This window comes from Psychrobacter sp. 1176_08, assembly GCF_052850615.1.
The window spans coordinates 61,451-81,288 of record NZ_VXCU01000006.1 but is presented as its reverse complement, the minus strand read 5'-3'; the positions used below and the strand labels follow the sequence as shown (position 1 = coordinate 81,288).

The window sequence follows — 19,838 nt, the reverse complement described above, 5'->3', positions numbered from 1 at the left end:
ACAACAGGCGCTTTTTAACTTAACTTAAGCAAGTTTTTTATTGACGGATAGTGTTTATGCGTACGCCTTTATTTATGAGCGCGGCAGGGTTGCCGTTAGTTGTAGCGATGATGAGCATGCCTGCACAGGCTGCCGAGTTTGTAGTGACTGACATCGGTTTTAATGGTCTGCAACGCTTAACCCCAGATAGCCTCTATCCGGTCCTACCCATTTCGGTAGGGGATACGGTTAATGACAGTAGTTTGGCGGCCAGTATTAAGGCGCTATATGCGACCGAAAACTTTGCCGATATTCAAAGCCGTGTGGAAGGGGGACAGCTACGATTTGACGTTGTTGAGCGTCCAACCATTGCTGAGGTAAATTTTGAAGGTAATAAGCTCATTCCAAAAGAAGGACTTCAGCAAGGTCTAGACAATGCTGGCCTGGCTACTGGTAAAGTGCTAAAACAAGCCACTTTGCAAGGCGTTGCTAATGAGCTGCAGCAGCAGTATATAAGCCAAGGTTATTACAACAGTAATATCGAGGTTGACCAAACCCTACTTGATGGCAATCGAGTGAAGCTTGATGTGCGCTTCATTGAAGGCAAGCCTGCTAAAGTGGTCGATATCAACGTTATTGGTAACAAGCACTTTAGTGACGAAGAAATCAAAGATGTCTTCGCCGTAAAAGAGTCTTCTTGGACACGTCTGCTGTCTAAATCTGATCGTTATGCGAAAGAAAAACTGGCAGCCAGTTTAGAAAATCTAAAGGCGCTGTATCAAAATGACGGTTACGTACGTTTTGCGGTAGACAATGCTGTCCTCAATATCAGTGAAGACAAAAAAAATGTCTTCATCGAAGTCAGTCTGAGTGAAGGCGAGCAGTACCAATTTGGTGAAACAAACTTCTTAGGCAAACCAACATTTGATACAAATGAGTTAAAAAATTTGGTTACTTTTGCCCCTAATGAGAAGTACTCACAAGCCAAGTTGGATGAGACGACCGCAGCACTGAAGAGTCGTTACGGTAACGAAGGCTATTACTTAGCTCAGGTCAGACCTGTGCCACGTATCAATGATGATACTAAAGTGGTTGATGTCGATTACTTTATCGATCCTGCGCGTCCAATTTATGTTCGCCGTATTAATTTCACAGGCAATATCAAAACTCAAGATGAAGTGCTGCGCCGTGAGATGCGTCAATTAGAAGGCGCGTTGGCGTCTAATGACAAAATACAATTGTCACGTACCCGTTTGATGCGTACAGGTTTCTTTAAAGCTGTCAATGTTGATGTAAAACCAGTACCTAACCAGCCAGATCAAGTTGATGTTAGCTACACTGTTGAAGAACAACCTTCTGGTAGCTCGACGATTGCAGCTGGTTACTCACAAAGTGGTGGTGTTACATTCCAGTTGGATCTGACCCAGAATAACTTTATGGGCACAGGTAACCGTGTTAAAGCCGCACTATCACGTTCAGAGACGCGTGACTCTTATAGCTTGGGCTATACCGACCCGTATTTCACCGAAAATGGTGTATCACAAGGTCTGAGTGCTTATTATCGTGAGACTAAATTCGATGATAGAAACGTCAGTAATTATGTGACTGATTCTTACGGCGCTACCTTGAATTATAGCTATCCTGTTGACGAGACCAAGCGTGTGAGCGCAGGTATCAATGTCGATAATACCTCAATACGTGGTGGTCGTTTCCTTGGTGTATCAAACGTACAGCAAATCATCGATGATGGCGGTTCATTTGAAGATTTCACAGGGGATTTTGAGGGACGTACTGGCTTCAAAAATGATTACCAGACCTACAACTTGTTACTAGGGTGGGATTACAGTACTTTAGATCGCCCTGTTTTCCCGACTAAAGGGATGAGTCATACGGTAGATGCAACGGTTGGCTTGGGTGACTCCAGTTATCAAAAGCTTATTTATCAAGGTAATGTATATTATCCAATTTACAAAGATTGGGTTGCTCGCGGTTATACCAAGTTAGGTTATGGTAATGATTTGCCATTCTATGAAAACTTCTATGCTGGGGGCTATGGCTCAGTACGTGGTTATGAAGCCTCAACGCTTGGGCCAAAATCACAAACGTATTTTGATGCCATTAATGACCCCGCCAACCAAACTTTTTCAGCAGAAGAAGTTGGGGGTAACGCATTGGTTAGCTTCGGTAGTGAGCTGATTTTACCGATGCCGTTCAAAGGCGACTGGGCAGACCAAGTACGTCCAGTACTGTTTGCTGAAGGTGGTCAGGTATTTGATACAACTGATAAAGAAGATCGTACTTTTGTTAATCCTAATACAGGGGTTGATACCGAAGTACCGCTATTGACACAAGACAATAGCATGCGCTTTAGTGCTGGTGCAGGGGTGACTTGGTATACGCCAATTGGCCCGATTTCACTCAGCTATGCAGTGCCTATCGGTGATAAAGACGGCGATGAGACTGAAAAAGTTCAGTTCCAAATTGGTAATACTTTCTAATTTGCTATCCTTGTCTATGCTGGTTTGATAAACAATATAGAAAATTTAAAAGAGCGAAGCCTCAGTTAAATATAAATAGATCGCCAAGATGATTTTTCAGCTTGGCGATTGCCATATTCATAATAATATTAATAGCAACTATGATAACGATTGAGCAACTTATCACTCGAATTGAGCAGCGTCAGCCTATTATTAATAAAGCTGACATTGATGCTGAGCAATTACATCAAGAATTTGATAGTGTTGGTAGTTTAACCACTGCAACTCATAGACAATTGAGTTTTTTAGCAGATCCTAACTACATTTCGAGTTTAGCGAGTAGTCAAGCCGGTGCAGTATTAATTACTGCCGAATATTTTGACCAAGTGCCACAGACAGCAGTAGCGCTGGTCGTGGCGAATCCATATTTAGCCTATGCTGGTGCCAGTCAGCTATTTGCTCGTGAGTCACTGTTTAACGGTATTCACCCGAGTGCGGTGATTTCTGAAAGTGCAGTGATTGGTGAGCAAGTCAATATTGGCGCTTTTTGCGTGATTGGCGACAATGTACACATTGGTGCACACAGCTCAATTGATGCTCATGTGGTGGTTGAAGCCAATACTGAGATCGGTCACAATTGTGTTATTAAGTCTCACGTGGTCATTGGGCACGATAGCATTATTGGAAATCATGTAAGGATACACGCGAACGCAAGTATCGGATCCGAAGGGTTTGGCTTTGCACCTACTAGAGATCCTAGTACTACGGGCTGGGAACGTATCGCTCAGCTAGGGCGAGTAGTAATTGGCGACCATGTGCGTATTGGTAGCCAAACTTGTATCGACCGCGGAGCTATCGACGATACAATCGTTGGCAGTTATGTGGTTATCGATAATTTGGTGCAAGTTGGTCATAACGTTCGTATTGGGGATGGTACCGCTATCGCTGCCAAAACGGGTATTGCTGGCAGTGTTATTATAGGCAAACGTTGTATTATTGGTGGGGATGTTGGTATTACTGGTCATATTGAGATTGTAGATGATGTTATTTTATCTGGCATGACAATGGTCACCAAATCGATTAAAAAGTCCGGTTCATATTCTTCTGGAACGGTCGCAATGCCGACGGCTGAGTGGCGACGTGCCGCAGTACGTTTCCGCAAGCTTGGTCGTGATTAGCAAAAACACAAATATGTCTTAAAGATTTAAAACACTGCAAGGAAATGCCATTATGAGCAGCACTGATACAGATAGTTCAATTGATAATAATGTGAAAAGTTTGGCTGAGCAAGGTCTCACGCTGCCATTAACTTATCACACTCTAAAGCATTACTTGCCGCATCGTTATCCTTTTTTATTGGTGGACAGAATTATTGATTGTACCCCTGGAGAAAGCATTACTGGTATTAAGAATGTGACGATCAACGAAGAGTTTTTTAATGGCCACTTCCCTGATGAGCCAATTATGCCAGGAGTATTGATGGTTGAGTCGATGGCTCAGGTATCGGGCGTGCTTGGATTTATCAGTGCAGGGCTGACATCAGAAGATGGGTATTTGTATCTGTTTGCAGGCGTGGATAAGGTTCGTTTTAAACGTCGAGTGATCCCTGGTGATCAGCTGACCATTCGTGCCACATCAGTGATGCAAAAGCGTGGTATTTATAAGTTCGATTGTACCGTTCATGTTGAAGATGAGCTGGCGGCTAGCGCGCAGATAATGATTGCACGTCAAGAGCAATAGCACTTATTGCTATCTATCTACAATTGGCAACAGTGTCTAAAAAACCACATCAAAATAGATAATAGGCATCGTTATTTACTATGATGTTTTATAGTCATGATACTTTTGTTTTGGCGCACCAAGCCAGACTTGTTATATTCGCTTTACTATTTATTCGCATAAAATGATACAAAGGGCCACATTATGAGTCAGATTCATCCAACAGCACTCATCTCACCATCCGCTCAAATCGATGAGACTGCTATCATTGGTCCGTATTGTATCGTCGGTGATGAGGTAACGATTGGTGCCCATACAGTTTTGCATCGGCATGTGGTTGTGACCAAGCTAACTCGTATTGGCCAGCACAATCAGTTTTATCAATTTGCAAGTATTGGTGAAGACCCACAAGACCTGAAATATGCAGGTGAGCGCACATGGCTTGAGATTGGCGATCACAATACTATTCGCGAGGCTTGTAGCTTACACCGTGGTACAGCGCAAGACAGTGAGCTTACCAAAATCGGCAGTCATAATCTGTTGATGGTAAATACGCACGTGGCTCACGACTGTGTGATTGGCGATCATAATGTGCTGGCTAATAACGTTGGGGTGGCAGGGCATGTGACCATTGGCGACCATACCATTATTGGTGGTAATTCAGGTATTCATCAGTTCTGTACGGTTGATGATTATAGCTTGATTGGGGGCGCCAGTTTGATTCTGAAAGATGTTGCAGCCTTTACAATGGTATCAGGGAATCCTGCAAAAGCACACGGTCTTAATGTCGAAGGAATGCGTCGTAAAGATTGGTCACAGGATACCATCGACGTGTTGCGTCAAGCATACCGCACAATCTTTAGATCAGGCTTGACAACCGTTCAAGCACTTGAAGTTTTGAGCAACGAACTACTACCAAAAGAGCCAAAAATTCAATTACTGATCAACTCATTAGAAAAAAGCCGCCGCGGTGTCGTACGTTAAACAGGTGATGGCTTTTTATTCAGAAATCTAGAGCGTATTACGGTTCTAATCAGCCAAAATATTATCAATCGCAGCTAAAATATCAAAAAGCCATAACCAAACGTTATGGCTTTTTATGTTTATAATTACTTGACTTTTTTAGTCGCTTAGCAGAAACTTCCTAATCATATACAGTTAGATTCTAGTAACGTATTTTAACCAATAGCTTGTGTAGTCTCTTTAAGTATCTGTCTTTAGCTGAGTTTGATAACTTAAAGGGAATTACTATTAAATTTTAGGAGTGTCATATGGCAGAGCAAAGGGAAAATTGGTCCAGTCGAACTGGATTTATTATAGCCGCTGTCGGTTCAGCTGTGGGATTAGGTAACATATGGCGTTTTCCATATGTTGCTTATGATAATGGTGGTGGGGCATTTATGGTGCCATACCTCATTGCGTTATTAACCGCAGGTATTCCATTGTTATTTTTAGATTATATTATAGGACATAAGTATCGCGCTGCAGCACCTCGTGCTTATAAGAAACTGGCGCCTTCTGGTCAGTTTGTGGGCTGGTGGCAAACGCTGGTCTCTTTTGTGATTGCGGTTTATTACGCAGCTGTCATTGTATGGGCTGGCAGTTATATGTTTTTCTCGTTTGGCCAAAAGTGGGGTGAAGATACCACAAACTTTTTCGTCAGTGACTTTGTCAAGCATACTGGCGACTTAACCTCAGTATTTGTACCCCAAATGTTTGTAGGCTTAGTCATTGTTTGGGCTTTAGCCATATTGATTATGTTTGGTGGCATTCGTAAGGGTGTTGAACTTGCGAACAAAATTTGTTTGCCATTATTACTGGTATTATTTGGTGTTATGGTATTTAAGGCAATTACTCTGCCAGGTGCGGTCATTGGTTTAAATGCCTTCTTTGAGCCAAATTGGGCGAGAATGAGTGATCCTAATGTTTGGTTAGCAGCTTATGGTCATGTGTTTTTCTCATTATCAGTAGGTTTTGGTATCATGGTCACTTACGCCTCATACCTACAGAAAAACACAAACCTAACAGGTGCAGGGCTAGTGGTTGGTTTTGCTAACTCTTCATTTGAGCTCATGGCGGGTATTGGTATTTTTGCTGCAATTGGTTTTATGGCGATGTCGACAGGTCAAGACGTGTCTGAAGTGGCTAGTGGCGGTGTTGGATTGGCATTCTTCGTCTTCCCTAAAATCATCTCTACTATGGGTGCCAGTGGTGATTTTGTTGGTTTCTTATTCTTTGGCTCTTTAGTAGTGGCGGGTATTAGCTCATTAATCAGTATTCTTGAAGTACCTATCTCTGCTTTTCAAGGTAAGTTTGATTGGTCACGCAAAAAAGCAGTTGCTATCATATGCGGAGCATGTGCACTGATATCTATTTCTGCTTTCTCTACAGGTAGCTCACTAGTGCTAGTAGATGTGATAGATCATTTTGCAAATAACATTGGTATCGTTGCTGGTGGTTTGATGTCAATTGTTTTAGTCACTTGGTTTCACCGTAAGAAAATTCCAGGTTTATTGGCACATAGCAACCGTATTTCTAGTGTCAAGTTAGGCGGCGCTTGGATATTTATGTTGACCATTATTACTCCAGCTGTACTGACTATTGCTTTAGGTCTCAAGTTTATTGACTTAGTCAAAACACCTTATGAAGGTTACTCTTCAACGATTCTATTGCTGTTTGGTTGGGGCGTAGTCGTATTCTTTGGCCTAGGTGCCTTCATATTAAGTCGTATGAAAGGTATCCATGATGAAGAAGATGATAAAGCTCGTGCCATTGATGACGCGCGCTAGATAGTTAGCAGATAGATTAACATTTCAATAGGAATTTATTATGAGCACTTCAGCTATTATTTTTATGATTATCTCAATGGTACTGATATGGGGTGGCTTGATTTCTGCCATCATACACCTGCGCAACAATCCTGATATTCCAATGGATCAAGTACCAGATGATAACTTTTAAAGTTTAGTCTACTAAAGACTTTGATGTCTTTAAGGTTTTGCATATTATAAAAAATGCCAATCAGTGAAAGCTGACTGGCATTTTTCTTATTAAATAGTCTAAATTAAGCAGTTATGTAGCTCTATTCATATCAACGAAGGTTTAATTCAGGAACGGTTTGACCACGTTTGCTATAAAACTCACTGACGAATGTATCAAAGTTATCTTGTTCGATGGCGTCTCTAATACCTTGCATTAGGCGTTGATAGTAGCGCAAATTGTGAATAGTCGCTAACTGTGCACCAAGCATCTCTTTACATTTATTCAGGTGGTAAAGATAAGCGCGGCTAAAGTTCTGGCAGGTATAACAATCACATTCAGGGTCTAATGGGCCTTCGTCGTTACGGTATTGGCTGTTACGAATACGTACGACGCCCGCGTTGTCCGTGTCGCCTGTGACAAAATAGTGACCATTACGCGCATTACGAGTTGGCATGACACAATCAAACATATCGACGCCTCGACGTACGCCTTCAACCAAATCTTCAGGCTTACCAACACCCATCAGATAACGCGGCTTATCTGCTGGCATATCATCAGGAAGATAATCTAGGACATCTATCATCTCCTCTTTAGGCTCACCAACGGACAAACCACCGATGGCATAACCATCAAAGCCAATATCGAGCAGCCCTTCAAGTGATTGCTGACGCAAATCAGGATACATACTGCCTTGGACGATACCAAATAGTGCGTTAGTACTGCCCAGTCTTTTATGCTCATCAATACAGCGCTGTCCCCAGCGTAGTGATAGCTCTAGAGATTTTTTGGCTTCATCGTGAGTGGCTGGATATGGCGTACACTCGTCAAATTGCATCACAATATCAGAGTTTAAGCTGTACTGAATTTGCATAGATTTTTCTGGAGAGAGAAATACCTTGGCACCATCGATAGGGGATTTAAAATTGACCCCTTCTTCAGTGATTTTGCGCATTGCGCCAAGACTAAATACTTGGAAACCGCCTGAATCTGTCAAAATAGGCTTATCCCAATGCATAAACTTGTGAAGACCGCCAAATTTGTCGATCACTTCCGTGCCTGGACGCAACCATAAATGAAAGGTATTACCTAAAATGATATCGGCGCCAATCGCTTCGATATCACGTGGCAGCATGCCTTTGACCGTACCATAAGTACCAACAGGCATAAAAGCAGGCGTTTGCACGTCGCCATGATTGAGATGAACCGTACCACGGCGTGCACGCGTTTCGCCGCTGGCCGTTTTGTGTAAGACAAATTGCATATGATAACCGCTATCTAAGCTATGAAAATAGCGCCAATTATAGCACTACTGGCTATTTTTTTGGACATGGATATTTAGGGGTATGCGAGATACTGACGGTCAGGTTGACAGAAAACAAGGTGGAACTATAGTAAAATTTAATAAACGCTGTTTGCATAGATGCCGAAAGTCACAAATTTCCTAAAATGATGCATCGTAGTATTAGATATCTACTGTACTTTAGTCGTAGCTATAGCTTCGCTATAACCAAAAGATACAGACACTACTATAGAGTCGTTGGTAAAGTAAAAAATGGGTGAGGGGTTAACAATCGTTAAAATGTACTGCTGTACGCTGGAGACATAATATGAATAGGGCACCTTACTTATTGCTGAGCGGTTTATTATTGATATCAGGAGAGACTATGGCTATTGAAGAGCCAAGCTATACGGTGTTGTCACAAGTGGAGGATTTTGAGTTGCGTCGTTATGATGAGCAGCTTGTGGCTCAGACATGGGTGAGTGGTGACCAAGATACTGCCAGTCGTCAAGGCTTTAAAATTCTGGCAGATTACATTTTTGGTAATAATACAGCACCAAGTGGAGAGAGCAGTAAAATAAGCATGACAGCACCTGTTACGATGCAGTCCGACAATCTAAATGGGCAAGCATCACGAAAAATTGCCATGACTGCGCCAGTTAGTATGCAACAAAATAATGGGAAGTGGCGTGTACAATTCACAATGCCTAGCCAATATACAATGCAAACATTGCCAAAGCCGAACAATCCAGACGTCAAAATTGTACAAGTGCCAGCTCAGACATACGGTGTGATTAAGTTTTCAGGGTTGGCAGGTAGCAAAAAAGTAGCGAAAAAAACAGAAACCTTAAAATCTTGGATGCAAACTCAAAAGCTAGTGATAACAGGGACACCGGAGTTGGCACGCTATAACCCACCTTGGACATTGCCTTTCATGCGCCGCAATGAAGTGATGATGGCTTATCAGCCCAAATAGTACACGTTAGTATTTTTGGTATTTGCTAAATTTATGTATACATAATTGACTCTTTTTCGATAGTTTTAACTGAGATAGGCGACATAAAAAAAGACAGCCACCGCTGTCTTTTTTCGTATAAAACTTAAATGCCATAAGATTAGCTATTTTGTTCACGAATAATATTAAGCATACGGCGTAACGGTTCAGCGGCGCCCCATAATAATTGGTCACCAACCGTGAAGGCACCTAGGTATTCAGGTCCCATGTTTAGTTTACGCAGACGACCTAAGGCAACGGTCAAGGTACCTGTCACTGCTACAGGTGTTAAACGGTTTATGGTCGCTTCTTTGTCATCTTCAACCAAATCTAGCCATTCGTTACCGCTATTTTTTAAGGCGGCCTCAATCTCTTCTAAGGGAATATCTTTTTTCAACTTAATGGTCAGGCCTTGAGCATGACAGCGCATCGCGCCAATACGCACACACATACCATCGATAGGAATGGTATTGTCGTCTGAGTTGCCAAGGATCTTATTGGTTTCAACACCGCCTTTCCATTCTTCACGCGACTGTTTGTTTTCTAACTGTGCATCAATATAAGGGATCAAGCTGCCTGCCAATGGAACCCCGAAGTATTGCTTAGGAAAGCTGTCTGAGCGCTGAGTTTGAGCGATTTTTTTATCTATATCTAAGATGGCACTAGCAGGATCAGCCAACTCGTCCTTGACGGCATCATGCAACACACCCATGCCACTGATCAGCTCACGCATGTTATTTGCACCAGAGCCGCTTGCCGCTTGGTAAGTCATTGCACTGACCCATTCTACCCAGCCTCTATTGAACAGCTCACCGATTGCCATTAGCATCAAGGATACGGTACAGTTACCACCGATAAAGTCTTTTTTGCCTTCAGTCAACGCATCATCGATCACGGTGCGATTGACAGGATCAAGGATGATGATGCTATCGTTTTCCATGCGTAACGTACTTGCTGCATCAATCCAGTAGCCACTCCAACCGCTGTCTCGTAATGGTTGATGAACTTTTGAGGTGTAATCTCCACCTTGACACGTAATAACCACATCACAGGCAGCTAGTGCATCAATATCATGAGCGTCTTTTAATTGGCCAGTTTGAATACCATCAAATTTTGGTGCATCACCACCGGCATTGCTGGTTGAAAAAAACACAGGCGTAATACCGTAGAAGTCTTTTTCTTCAATCATACGTTGTATCAATACTGACCCAACCATACCGCGCCAGCCTACCAAGCCTACTGTCAAATTACCCATGAAATTTAATCCTATTTACAATTAATTATTGCATTACCAGCCGATAACAATGCCGTGAATGGTCACAAAAAGCAAGGCGTTTTGACGATTTTTACGTGTTTTTCATGCACTATTAACTGTGTTTGTTATAACTTTAAGTTATTAACGCCATACCGATATCTGCTCTTCTTGTCCCTTTTATCATATGAAAAATCCTTATAAATTAGCTTACGGGATATCGAGTAAGGCAGACATGATTTTTATATTTTCTGACCGTTGTCGTATAATTAATACGCAATGAGTAGGCGTTAATCTTGTGAGATGATAAAGTAAACCCTAATGCTGGTTCAATTAAGAACAGAAAAGCGCTTGTCAGTGAGCGAATAATGACTATCATTATTGGCTCACCTATTATTTTAATCAACGGTTAATACACATTATGGATCTCTCACTATTATATTATGGCGTACAGTGGTTAGCAGGATTCATCGCATTCATAACAGTTTGGGGTTGGATACCGCTCGATAATTGGTGGGTGCGCGGTGTGGATTTTCCACGCATACAGATTATGGTGCTTGGCGTTATCGCTTGGATTGGTATGATCGCATTTTGGTCAGAGTGGCAACTAGGGCAATGGGTATTGTTTGCAGCTTTATGTGTCACTTTAGCATTCCAGTTTAGAATGGTATTGCCTTATACCAAACTGTGGAAAAAAGAAGTTGAACATGCAAAAAGTGATGCAGAGGGAACCTCACATCATCTTAAAATCATGGTTTCAAATGTACTGACACCAAATGATGAAACGCAAAAGCTGGTTGATCTCGTTAAGCAAAAGCAGCCTGACATTCTTATTACTTTAGAAAGTGATAAAAAATGGGAGCAAGCCCTGCATCAAGTCGAAGCAGATTATCCTTATACCGTGAAAGTACCTTTGGATAATTTGTATGGTATGCATCTATATTCTAAACTTGAATTGATTGACCCTGAAGTCAAATATTTGATGATTGATGACATACCTTCTATACACACGCAGCTGCGGCTTCATAATGGCCGCGTGATCTGGCTATATTGCTTACACCCTATGCCGCCAAGTCCGACAGAGGCGGATAAGTCGACCACTCGTGATGCTGAGCTGTTAATGGTTGGCAAGCATATAAAAGAAAATGAGCAAACCGCGATATTGGCAGGTGATCTCAATGACGTTGCATGGTCAAAGACGACCAGACGCTTTCAGCGCATCTCAGGCTTATTGGACCCACGTATCGGACGACACTTTATCAATACCTTTCATGTCAAGTATCCGTTTTTACGTTGGGCATTGGATCATCTTTTCCATAGTGCTTGCTTTACGGTGGTGGATATTAGGCGTCTGCCCTCGGTTGGCTCCGATCACTTTCCTGTGATGACCACACTACAATATGAGCCAGAAAAAGAGCAAAAGCAAAAGCAAAATGCGCCTACTGCGGAAGCAGATGATATTAAAGAAACTGACCATAAAATAGAAGAAGGCAAAAAAGAAGGTAAAAAAATCTCAAATGAGAATATAGAAGAGCATGTAAGTCCAGCTTTATAAGTGATAAATGCAGTGAGCGAAATGAAGATAAAGTTCATCATAAAAATGTAAGCATATGCTTACGTTAAATAAGGTCTTTAGCCTCTAGTGGCCTTATAGTGATTGCACTACAATAAAACCATCAACAAAAGGACATGCAAGGATGCATTGTTGAGACAGTACCCTAAACGTTCAGACCAGCCCGCTGTTCTTTTAGTGTACTGTTTGTGACTTAGGATAAGTCAAAATGGAGTAGATAATAATAACAATATGAAGCGTCATAGCCCCGAACCAATCGCCCTAGGTTCGGGGCTATTCTTTGTGTAATGGCTTTAGTTTGTAGACAGTGCTTCACTTACAATGATTAGCGTACAAAAAAAGGATACTTGCATCGACAAGTATCCTTTTTTTAATCAATTATTTTTTAATCAAGTATCATGGATTTGTCTATCGACTAACCAAGTATCTGGATATAAGCACCTGCACGCAGCTCTTGTAGCCAATCTTCTTTGGCTTGTGGTGCCAAACGTTGATAAAGAGCTTGGCGTGCCATGTTGCGACGATATTGCGTACTCACGTCTTGCTCGCGCTTACCTTCTACTTTTAAGATATGCCAGCCAAACTGAGTCTTGAATGGCGCTGAATAATCACCGACAGTCGTGTTTTTCATCACAGCCTCAAATGGACCGACCATATCTTCTGCACTTACCCAATCAAGATCACCGCCACGACCAGCTGAGCCTGGATCATCTGAATAAGTAGAGGCTAGGTCAGCGAAGTCAGCACCACTACGTAATTGACCATATAGATCATTGATCTTTTGTTCAGCAAGTGCGTCTGTCTGTAGTTCATCAACTTTGACTAAGATATGACGAGTATGCCACTGCGGTATGAGCATCTTATCGCTTTCTTTTTTGTCAGCAAGCTTAATGATGTCAATACCTTCAGGCGTCACTAATGGTGCACTGACAGCGCCAACTTCCAGTTTGGTAATTTCAGTTGATAACTCTGTGGGTAATGAAGCAGCTTTATGAAAGCCCATATCGCCGCCTTGTAACGGGATAGGATAACTGCCTTGAGTAGCAGCAACGGCCTCAGCAACATTAACGTTTGGTGCAAGTAAACGAGTGCGTAAGTCCTCTGCGACTTTTAGCGCCTCTCCGCGTTGAGCTTCTGATAGGCGGCTATAATCATCTATATAAGGCACGCGTACATGAATCGTTTGATACTCGCTTTGATTCAAACGCTTGGCTTCAGGTGAGGCCAAAAACGCATCAATGTCTTGTTCGCTAATACGAACACGACTGCTGATTTGACGTTGTTGTAAAGCCTGAATAGAAGCTTCTTCAATCAATTGTGCACGCAGGGCAGCATAGCTACCAGGTCTTGCTGCGTCTAAACTTTGCTGCAATTCTGATAGACTATTTAGACCTTCTGATTGTGCGATTTGACCAAGGCGCTGATTGATGGCTGATTCATCAGGATTCAAGCCAACACGCTTAATCATAGACAATTGCAATTCGCGCAAGATAAGAGCGTTTAGCACGTCCGACTGCAACTGTGCCGAATTTGGAAGGTTTTCTCCAGCAGCTTGAGCGCGTGCTTGGGTTTGCACGATAGCGTCAACCAATTCACTTTTTAAAATCGCATTTTCATTGACCAAAGCAATAATGCCATCTGTGCTATTGCCTGGAGTCAAACGATTGCTACTGTTTTGCTCAGCAGTGCTCGCTGTTTGCCCTACAGGAGGCTTGACGGTGGCAGCGTGGGCACTCAATGTCAGTGCAAGACTGGCACTCATAGACAGCAATACAGCGCGGCTGGTCTGACGTAAAGAAAAAACTCTCATGATGCTCCTCATCAATGTCATCACATCGGATGGTAGTCGGTTAACGCTATCTGATACTCTCAATAGATAAGTATCAGATAGGATAGTCCATAATAGGGTTGCAGACTGGGTAATACAAAATGCTTTATGAATATTTATACAAACGATCTTTTAACCTGACAAAGAATAATTTATCAGTCTTTCCATGCAGTTTGGACAGGTTCAAAGCCCAAAACCTTATCAGACAGTAAGCGTGTCAAGCGGCTGCTGCCACTGCCAAGCCCATTTAATCTGATCTCTGCCATAATCGCTTGCGTTGGTTTGTCTTTAACATTTAGGTCATTATAGTAACGACGACCATAAACCGCAAAACCAAAACAACAATCCTCATAGTCAACACCTACTAACGAATCAAGCATCTTATCACGATTATGATCGTATTGACCCTGAGCCAATATTCGCCAGCTATTATTGATAGGGAAGACAGCTGATGCTGTAAATGCAGCGAGCGGTAGCTGATTCGTGTTTTCGTCACGTTGACGTTTGACGTAACCGACGTTAAATAAGCTATTTTCCGATGGCTGATAACGCAGTTCAGTCGTGATGTAATTTAAGTCATAGTCATTGGTAAGTGCGCCACTGACATCCACCCAAAAATTATTATAGGGCTGTGTACTCGTATCCCAAACCATCCCTGAAGAAGAAGACGTAAAGACGGGTTGTTCATTTTCAAGTGTGACACGTCCATCATCGATATAGAATTGTTCCGCTATGCTACCATCAAAACGTGTCACACCCGTTGCGTCGATGTAACGATAATTGACCCCAGGAGTAATCGAATGCAAATCTTGCAAGCGATCATGGCCTAAGAACCAACTGTCCGAAAATAACTGCTCGTAGTTAATAGAAGCAATACGCGTGTTAAAGTTGGGAAGCTCGTTTTGGTTTTTATAAGGTGAGTACGTATATTTCAATCGCGGACTGAGCAAGCGATAGCCACCCATGGTGTCATCAAAAGCGCCAAACGGTGAACCTGCTTGATAAAAGTTCAATCCAGCATCAATACTAGCCTGTGGTACAAACACAGATTGACTACCGTCTTCCTCACTCAAATCGTTGTCTGCCAAACTGTCTTCATCATAAGAGGTATAAAGATGCTGCAAGCTTAGTTTGGGTCTAATGTAACCCCAAGATTTTTCTATTGGATAAGCTGCGCTTAGCTTATTATAAATACGGGCGCCACTTTTTTCATTCTCAGAACCATCATCGATCGACTTTTTAAAGTAAGCAGAGTCTTGTACACCTGTTATGTCGAAATTTTCAAACCAAGGCAGGCGATAATTGAGTTTGAGCTGCGGTAATCGTGAGTAGGGCTTGTCTTTGTCTTGTAATGGCTGTCCACTATCCGTAAAAGCATCCAAAGTCTGAAACGTTTCTACTTTTAATTCGCCATCAACGTAGTCATTGTAATAATTGACGCGAGCACGGCGTGGTAAATTGATGGTACTGTCTGATAAACCCAACGTATCAAAATCGTTGAGATAATCAGCATCTGACACATAGCTGTATTTGGCATCACCGCTCAAACGAGGGATGTCTTTAGACGTCCAGTAATGATCATAGAAGAAGCTGGTACGATCTTCATCATTATATTCTTTATCGTTGGGTAGGTATGAGCCGTTGAAAATCCCTTCGCCATAGTTTTCGGTTAAATAACGAAATTCACCTGAGACCATGGGATTACGATCAGTATAAATGTGGGTGTTAAGCGTGGCATCATAGTTGGGCGCAAGATTGAAATAATACGGCACATCAAGCTCAACACCACTTTCACTACCGATACTCGCGCTTGGCAATAAGAAGCCACTGCTGCGACGACTATCAATTGGAAAGTTAAAATAAGGCAGATAAAATACTGGCACATCAGCAATACGGAAAGTGGTGTTGTAAGCTTCACCGCGACCTGTGTCTGTATCTAAATCAATGCTTTTTGCATCGAACTGCCATTTACGATTGGTCGGCGGGCAGGTGCTAAACATTACCTCATCTAATTCGTACTGACTCTCATTGGGCTTGTTTAGACGCTTAGCATAGCCATGTGCTTGTAGTGCCACACTGGCAAACGCCACATCATTAGCGGTTGATTGTCCAGTTTCAGTGTTGTAAGCCAAGCTGTCTGCAACACCGATGAGGCCTCCTTGAGAGGCTTTATTGCCAAAGTTGCCCTGCGATGTCTTAAGAGAGTTACTCGTAGCATCACTAGATGGCATTTGTTGTCCAGTTGCCTGATCCGTAAACATGACTTTGCCTTGAGCAGCAGCAACGCCCGTGTTTAAATCAACCAAGACCTTTTCTGCTTCTATGTACTGCGTACCCTGATTGACAATAACGTTGCCTGAAAGCTCGGCATAATCGACGTTATTGTAGTAACCGTAGTCTGACTCTGTAAACAAAGGCGCTTGATTGTTTGGAAGACCATCAAGGTTCGGCGCTGGTTGACCATTTGCTGCTCCAGCCTCATTCACGGCACGCTGATAGTTTGGATTACCCTTTGGATATACCCATTGACCTTCACAGCGTTGAGCGCTATCAATGGAGCTTGGTAACAGTCGTAAGTCTCTACCCACCTTTGGAATGGTTTGTGAGTTAAGTGTCAAAGCATTTTGATTGTCGTCAGTTTCAGTTTCAATATTTGCTGTTTTATCTGCACTGTCCAAAGCTGGTGTCTTAGCACTACTATCAGTATCTGGTGTCAGCTCATAAAACTCTGCCAAACGCATCAGACTGTCTTGGATGCTCTCTTCACTGGTCTCACCTTGAGTCGCGTCTGTTATAGAATCCGACACGGCCGTCTCGCTGATTGGTACATCAGTATTTATTTGAGAGTCACTGTTTTCCTCAATATCAGTGATATCCAAAGCATTGCTGTCTAAAGTATTGCTATTTAAATCGCTGTTATTTAAAGCACTACTATTTAAACTGTTGTCATTTAGATTAGTGGTATCTAAGCGACTGTCAGCAAAATCACTGTTGTCAGGGCTATGAGTGGCACTATTATCAGTGATTGGTAGCTCTGTTTGCGATGTATTGACATCGTTCAGCGCAGCACTGACAGTGAGGCTGGATAAGCCTAGGGCACCAAATAAAATCAAGCGAATGCTTTGGTAAAGCGGAGAATATAACAAGGGCACACCTATGATTGCAGAGCCTATTGGATTGCGATACTGAGTTTAATAACTGCTGATATATTCTATATGGTACAAACAATACGATAGCGAATGAGCAGCTACTAAATTCCTAATGGGTAATGTAATCTCAAGAATTTAGACGTTTTACATATAATGACGACTAATCATAGTCAAAAAAAACCAAATCAGCTACACTATTTACCAAAATTTATCGTATAGACTGGCTATTTTTTAAATGGTCACTGAGAGAATGCTCAGCGCTAGATACTGAATGATATATCAATATGACTGTTACAGCATCTGTTGTGGCTCAAGACGTTACTATTTTAGCAAGTATTGGTGCGACTTATCACTACTTTAATTGTTTACGACGCATATTTAACTTTTAATACCTTTTATGACTGATCCAATAATTTTAGAGCCTAACATGACTATGACCATTACAAACAATCGCCTTCAGCATTTAGAGCACTGGTTGCAGCAAGTATTTGCTGGCAAAACATTCAATCTTGACAGTTTGCCAGGTGATGCTAGCGCGCGTCAGTATCATCGTCTTCAGCTGTTAGAGGGCAGTGATACGACAGCATCGCGTTATATTGTTATGGATTCTGCTGATGAACAAGACGCCATGCACCAGTTCATCAATGTTGCCAAATTGATGTCCCCAGCGATCAATGTACCCACGCTCATCGCACAAGATGTAGAAAAAGGTTTTTTAGTATTACAAGATTTTGGCGCGGTAGAGTTTGCCCATTTACTTGTCGGTGCAGTGCCTGCTCAGATTGATAAGCATTATCAGCTGGCAATGCAGACATTGGTCGCGCTTCAAACTGTTCCGGTTGAGACTGCAAAGGCTCAACATCAATTGCCAGATTATGATGAGGAACTACTAAATCGCGAGATGGATCTATTTAGTGATTGGTTTATACCTTACATTGGTGTAGCCCTTGATAAAACATTGTGGGACAATCTAAAAGCGGCACTGATAAAACAAATTTTGCGCCAGCCTCAAGTTATCGTCCACCGTGATTATCACAGTCGCAATCTTATGCAAGACCAAGCGGATCACTCACGCTTGGGTGTGATCGATTTTCAAGATGCGGTCATAGGTGCTTATACTTATGATTTGGTGTCATTGATACGAGATGCTTATGTTGAGTGGTCAGAGCCTCAAATATCTGAATGGATTAGTGATTTTTGGCAGTTACAAAAGCAAGCAGCGCTCACCACAGCAGATAGTGTTGAGCAGTTTGAAAGTGATGTGAATATCATGGGTGTGCAGCGTCATCTAAAAGTGCTGGGAATATTTATCCGCTTGTCTGAGCGCGATGGCAAAGATCGCTATCTATCTGACATTCCTAAAGTCATGCGTGATTTGATCACCGAGTTAAACTGGTTGGCTAAGCATGGCAACGCTGACATTCAGCAAGCCGTTATCCCTTTTAACCAATGGCTACAAAGTGTTGTCTTGCCTGCTTATCAAGACACATTTTCTGCGATATGAGTGCGGCAATATAAGTATTGATAAATCGACACTGATAAATACAGACTACTCATGAGCTGTGGCTGAATATTTAGATCAAGAATTTACATAATACGATGAAAAGGAATATGCATGTCAATGTCATCTACCTCTAAGATTACCCAAGCAATGATTTTGGCTGCGGGTAAGGGGACACGCCTACGTCCATTAACGCTTGAAACCCCAAAGCCATTGGTTGAAGTGGGTGGGCAGCCGCTTATTGTTTGGCATATCAAAGCGTTGCATGCAGCAGGCATCACTGATATTACTATCAATGCGTCATGGCTTGCTGATAAGTTAATGGATACATTGGGCGATGGCTCTCAATATGGCGTCAACCTACATTGGTCCGTTGAAGAAGATGAACCGCTTGAGACAGCAGGTGGTATTTTTCAAGCATTGCAAGCAGGTCAGTTAAGAGATGAGCCCTTTATCTTAGTCAATTCTGACATTTGGACGACGTATGATTTTGGCCAGTTACGAGATTATGCATTGAGTGCTGACCAACAAGCGCATTTATTGTTGATTGACAATCCTGAGCACAATAATGGTGGCGATTTTGCAATTAACAACGGTCTGGCCAGCGAACAAGCAATTGGTGACGCAGACAAATATACATTTGCTGGTATCAGTGTCATCTCTCCCAGATTGATGGATGGTTTGGTGTCAGGACAGCCAGCAGCATTAGGGCCTTTATTAAGACAGGCAATGATAAAATTCCAAATCACTGCTGAAGTCATTACTGATAATTGGATCGATGTCGGTACGCCCGAACGCCTGACACAGGTAAATGAGTTCATTGACAGTAAAGGCGCTGACAATCATTTGGGCGCATAAACCCACTATCAAATAAAAATAGACCCATAAAAAAAGCAGCGTTGATTTCTCGACGCTGCTTTTTTATGGTTTTAGCAATTGGCATCAAACGCCCATTGCTAACTTGATTATTTGGGCAAATATAAAAACAACCAAAAATCCTGCCACATATAAACCAAAAAACCATAACCATTGTGACTGTTTTTTACTAAGCTTTTTCATAAAAACTCCTGATTAGCTCATGAACTGTGGTTATCCTACAACAGTA

Annotated in this window: 14 protein-coding genes; 10 read left to right on the top strand and 4 right to left on the bottom strand. The window is 42.2% G+C overall.

Annotation, left to right across the window (positions count from 1 at the left end):
* Positions 1-56: 56 nt before the first annotated feature.
* The 6 genes from bamA (at position 57) to FW759_RS09125 (ending at position 7,136) form a co-directional block, all read left to right on the top strand.
* Positions 57-2,477: an outer membrane protein assembly factor BamA gene (bamA, locus tag FW759_RS09150; protein WP_446442795.1), complete on the top strand. Its 2,421-nt coding sequence runs from the start codon at positions 57-59 to the stop codon at positions 2,475-2,477.
* Positions 2,478-2,617: 140 nt separating this feature from the next.
* Complete coding sequence (gene lpxD, locus FW759_RS09145) at positions 2,618-3,634, top strand: UDP-3-O-(3-hydroxymyristoyl)glucosamine N-acyltransferase (protein ID WP_446442794.1); 1,017 nt, start codon at positions 2,618-2,620, stop codon at positions 3,632-3,634.
* A gap of 52 nt (positions 3,635-3,686) precedes the next feature.
* On the top strand, positions 3,687-4,196 hold the full coding sequence (gene fabZ, locus FW759_RS09140) for a 3-hydroxyacyl-ACP dehydratase FabZ (RefSeq protein ID WP_062844118.1): 510 nt from the start codon (positions 3,687-3,689) through the stop codon (positions 4,194-4,196).
* Positions 4,197-4,379: 183 nt separating this feature from the next.
* Entirely contained in the window at positions 4,380-5,159 is a 780-nt protein-coding gene (gene lpxA / locus FW759_RS09135) for an acyl-ACP--UDP-N-acetylglucosamine O-acyltransferase (protein ID WP_095568864.1), read from the top strand.
* A gap of 287 nt (positions 5,160-5,446) precedes the next feature.
* Positions 5,447-6,964, top strand: coding sequence for a sodium-dependent transporter (locus FW759_RS09130; protein ID WP_062844120.1), 1,518 nt, complete (start codon positions 5,447-5,449; stop codon positions 6,962-6,964).
* 40 nt (positions 6,965-7,004) lie between these two features.
* Positions 7,005-7,136, top strand: coding sequence for a methionine/alanine import family NSS transporter small subunit (locus FW759_RS09125; RefSeq protein WP_021815034.1), 132 nt, complete (start codon positions 7,005-7,007; stop codon positions 7,134-7,136).
* A gap of 130 nt (positions 7,137-7,266) precedes the next feature.
* Here the strand turns inward: FW759_RS09125 and tgt are convergent, their stop codons facing one another.
* A complete protein-coding gene (tgt, locus tag FW759_RS09120; RefSeq protein ID WP_095568863.1) occupies positions 7,267-8,418 on the bottom strand; it encodes a tRNA guanosine(34) transglycosylase Tgt in 1,152 nt (383 codons plus the stop codon).
* 346 nt (positions 8,419-8,764) lie between these two features.
* Here tgt and FW759_RS09115 point away from each other — a divergent pair, with 346 nt between their 5' ends.
* Entirely contained in the window at positions 8,765-9,412 is a 648-nt protein-coding gene (locus FW759_RS09115; RefSeq protein WP_446442793.1) for an SOUL family heme-binding protein, read from the top strand.
* 139 nt (positions 9,413-9,551) lie between these two features.
* Here FW759_RS09115 and asd read toward each other — a convergent pair whose 3' ends face one another.
* The gene (gene asd / locus FW759_RS09110; RefSeq protein WP_446442792.1) at positions 9,552-10,685 is read right to left on the bottom strand and encodes an aspartate-semialdehyde dehydrogenase; all 1,134 of its coding nucleotides are present in this window, start codon (positions 10,683-10,685) and stop codon (positions 9,552-9,554) included.
* A 418-nt stretch (positions 10,686-11,103) separates the two neighbouring features.
* On the opposite strand from asd, the gene FW759_RS09105 reads away from it, so the two are divergent.
* Positions 11,104-12,237 carry an endonuclease/exonuclease/phosphatase family protein gene (locus FW759_RS09105; protein WP_443528189.1) on the top strand — a complete coding sequence of 378 codons (1,134 nt, stop codon included), beginning with the start codon at positions 11,104-11,106 and terminating at the stop codon, positions 12,235-12,237.
* Positions 12,238-12,670: 433 nt separating this feature from the next.
* On the opposite strand, the gene FW759_RS09100 is transcribed toward FW759_RS09105, so the two are convergent.
* Together FW759_RS09100 and lptD are read right to left on the bottom strand one after the other, a co-directional pair.
* The gene (locus FW759_RS09100; RefSeq protein WP_095568860.1) at positions 12,671-14,065 is read right to left on the bottom strand and encodes a peptidylprolyl isomerase; all 1,395 of its coding nucleotides are present in this window, start codon (positions 14,063-14,065) and stop codon (positions 12,671-12,673) included.
* A gap of 173 nt (positions 14,066-14,238) precedes the next feature.
* Positions 14,239-17,229: an LPS assembly protein LptD gene (gene lptD / locus FW759_RS09095; RefSeq protein ID WP_446442791.1), complete on the bottom strand. Its 2,991-nt coding sequence runs from the start codon at positions 17,227-17,229 to the stop codon at positions 14,239-14,241.
* A 430-nt stretch (positions 17,230-17,659) separates the two neighbouring features.
* Between lptD and FW759_RS09090 the strand changes: the two genes are divergently transcribed.
* Together FW759_RS09090 and murU are read left to right on the top strand one after the other, a co-directional pair.
* A complete protein-coding gene (locus tag FW759_RS09090) occupies positions 17,660-18,736 on the top strand; it encodes an aminoglycoside phosphotransferase family protein (RefSeq protein WP_446442790.1) in 1,077 nt (358 codons plus the stop codon).
* Positions 18,737-18,847: 111 nt separating this feature from the next.
* The gene (murU, locus tag FW759_RS09085) at positions 18,848-19,591 is read left to right on the top strand and encodes an N-acetylmuramate alpha-1-phosphate uridylyltransferase MurU (protein WP_443508663.1); all 744 of its coding nucleotides are present in this window, start codon (positions 18,848-18,850) and stop codon (positions 19,589-19,591) included.
* The last annotated feature ends 247 nt before the right edge of the window (positions 19,592-19,838 follow it).

Excerpts from the sequence above, each read along its gene's own strand:
- murU (WP_443508663.1), top strand. The coding sequence starts at position 18,848 with ATGTCAATGTCATCTACCTCTAAGATTACCCAAGCAATGATTTTGGCT.
- lpxA (WP_095568864.1), top strand. The coding sequence starts at position 4,380 with ATGAGTCAGATTCATCCAACAGCACTCATCTCACCATCCGCTCAAATC.
- lpxD (WP_446442794.1), top strand. The coding sequence starts at position 2,618 with ATGATAACGATTGAGCAACTTATCACTCGAATTGAGCAGCGTCAGCCT.
- FW759_RS09115 (WP_446442793.1), top strand. The coding sequence starts at position 8,765 with ATGAATAGGGCACCTTACTTATTGCTGAGCGGTTTATTATTGATATCA.
- fabZ (WP_062844118.1), top strand. The coding sequence starts at position 3,687 with ATGAGCAGCACTGATACAGATAGTTCAATTGATAATAATGTGAAAAGT.
- FW759_RS09130 (WP_062844120.1), top strand. The coding sequence starts at position 5,447 with ATGGCAGAGCAAAGGGAAAATTGGTCCAGTCGAACTGGATTTATTATA.
- FW759_RS09100 (WP_095568860.1), bottom strand. The coding sequence starts at position 14,065 with ATGAGAGTTTTTTCTTTACGTCAGACCAGCCGCGCTGTATTGCTGTCT.
- FW759_RS09105 (WP_443528189.1), top strand. The coding sequence starts at position 11,104 with ATGGATCTCTCACTATTATATTATGGCGTACAGTGGTTAGCAGGATTC.
- bamA (WP_446442795.1), top strand. The coding sequence starts at position 57 with ATGCGTACGCCTTTATTTATGAGCGCGGCAGGGTTGCCGTTAGTTGTA.
- tgt (WP_095568863.1), bottom strand. The coding sequence starts at position 8,418 with ATGCAATTTGTCTTACACAAAACGGCCAGCGGCGAAACGCGTGCACGC.
- FW759_RS09090 (WP_446442790.1), top strand. The coding sequence starts at position 17,660 with ATGACTATGACCATTACAAACAATCGCCTTCAGCATTTAGAGCACTGG.
- FW759_RS09125 (WP_021815034.1), top strand. The coding sequence starts at position 7,005 with ATGAGCACTTCAGCTATTATTTTTATGATTATCTCAATGGTACTGATA.
- asd (WP_446442792.1), bottom strand. The coding sequence starts at position 10,685 with ATGGGTAATTTGACAGTAGGCTTGGTAGGCTGGCGCGGTATGGTTGGG.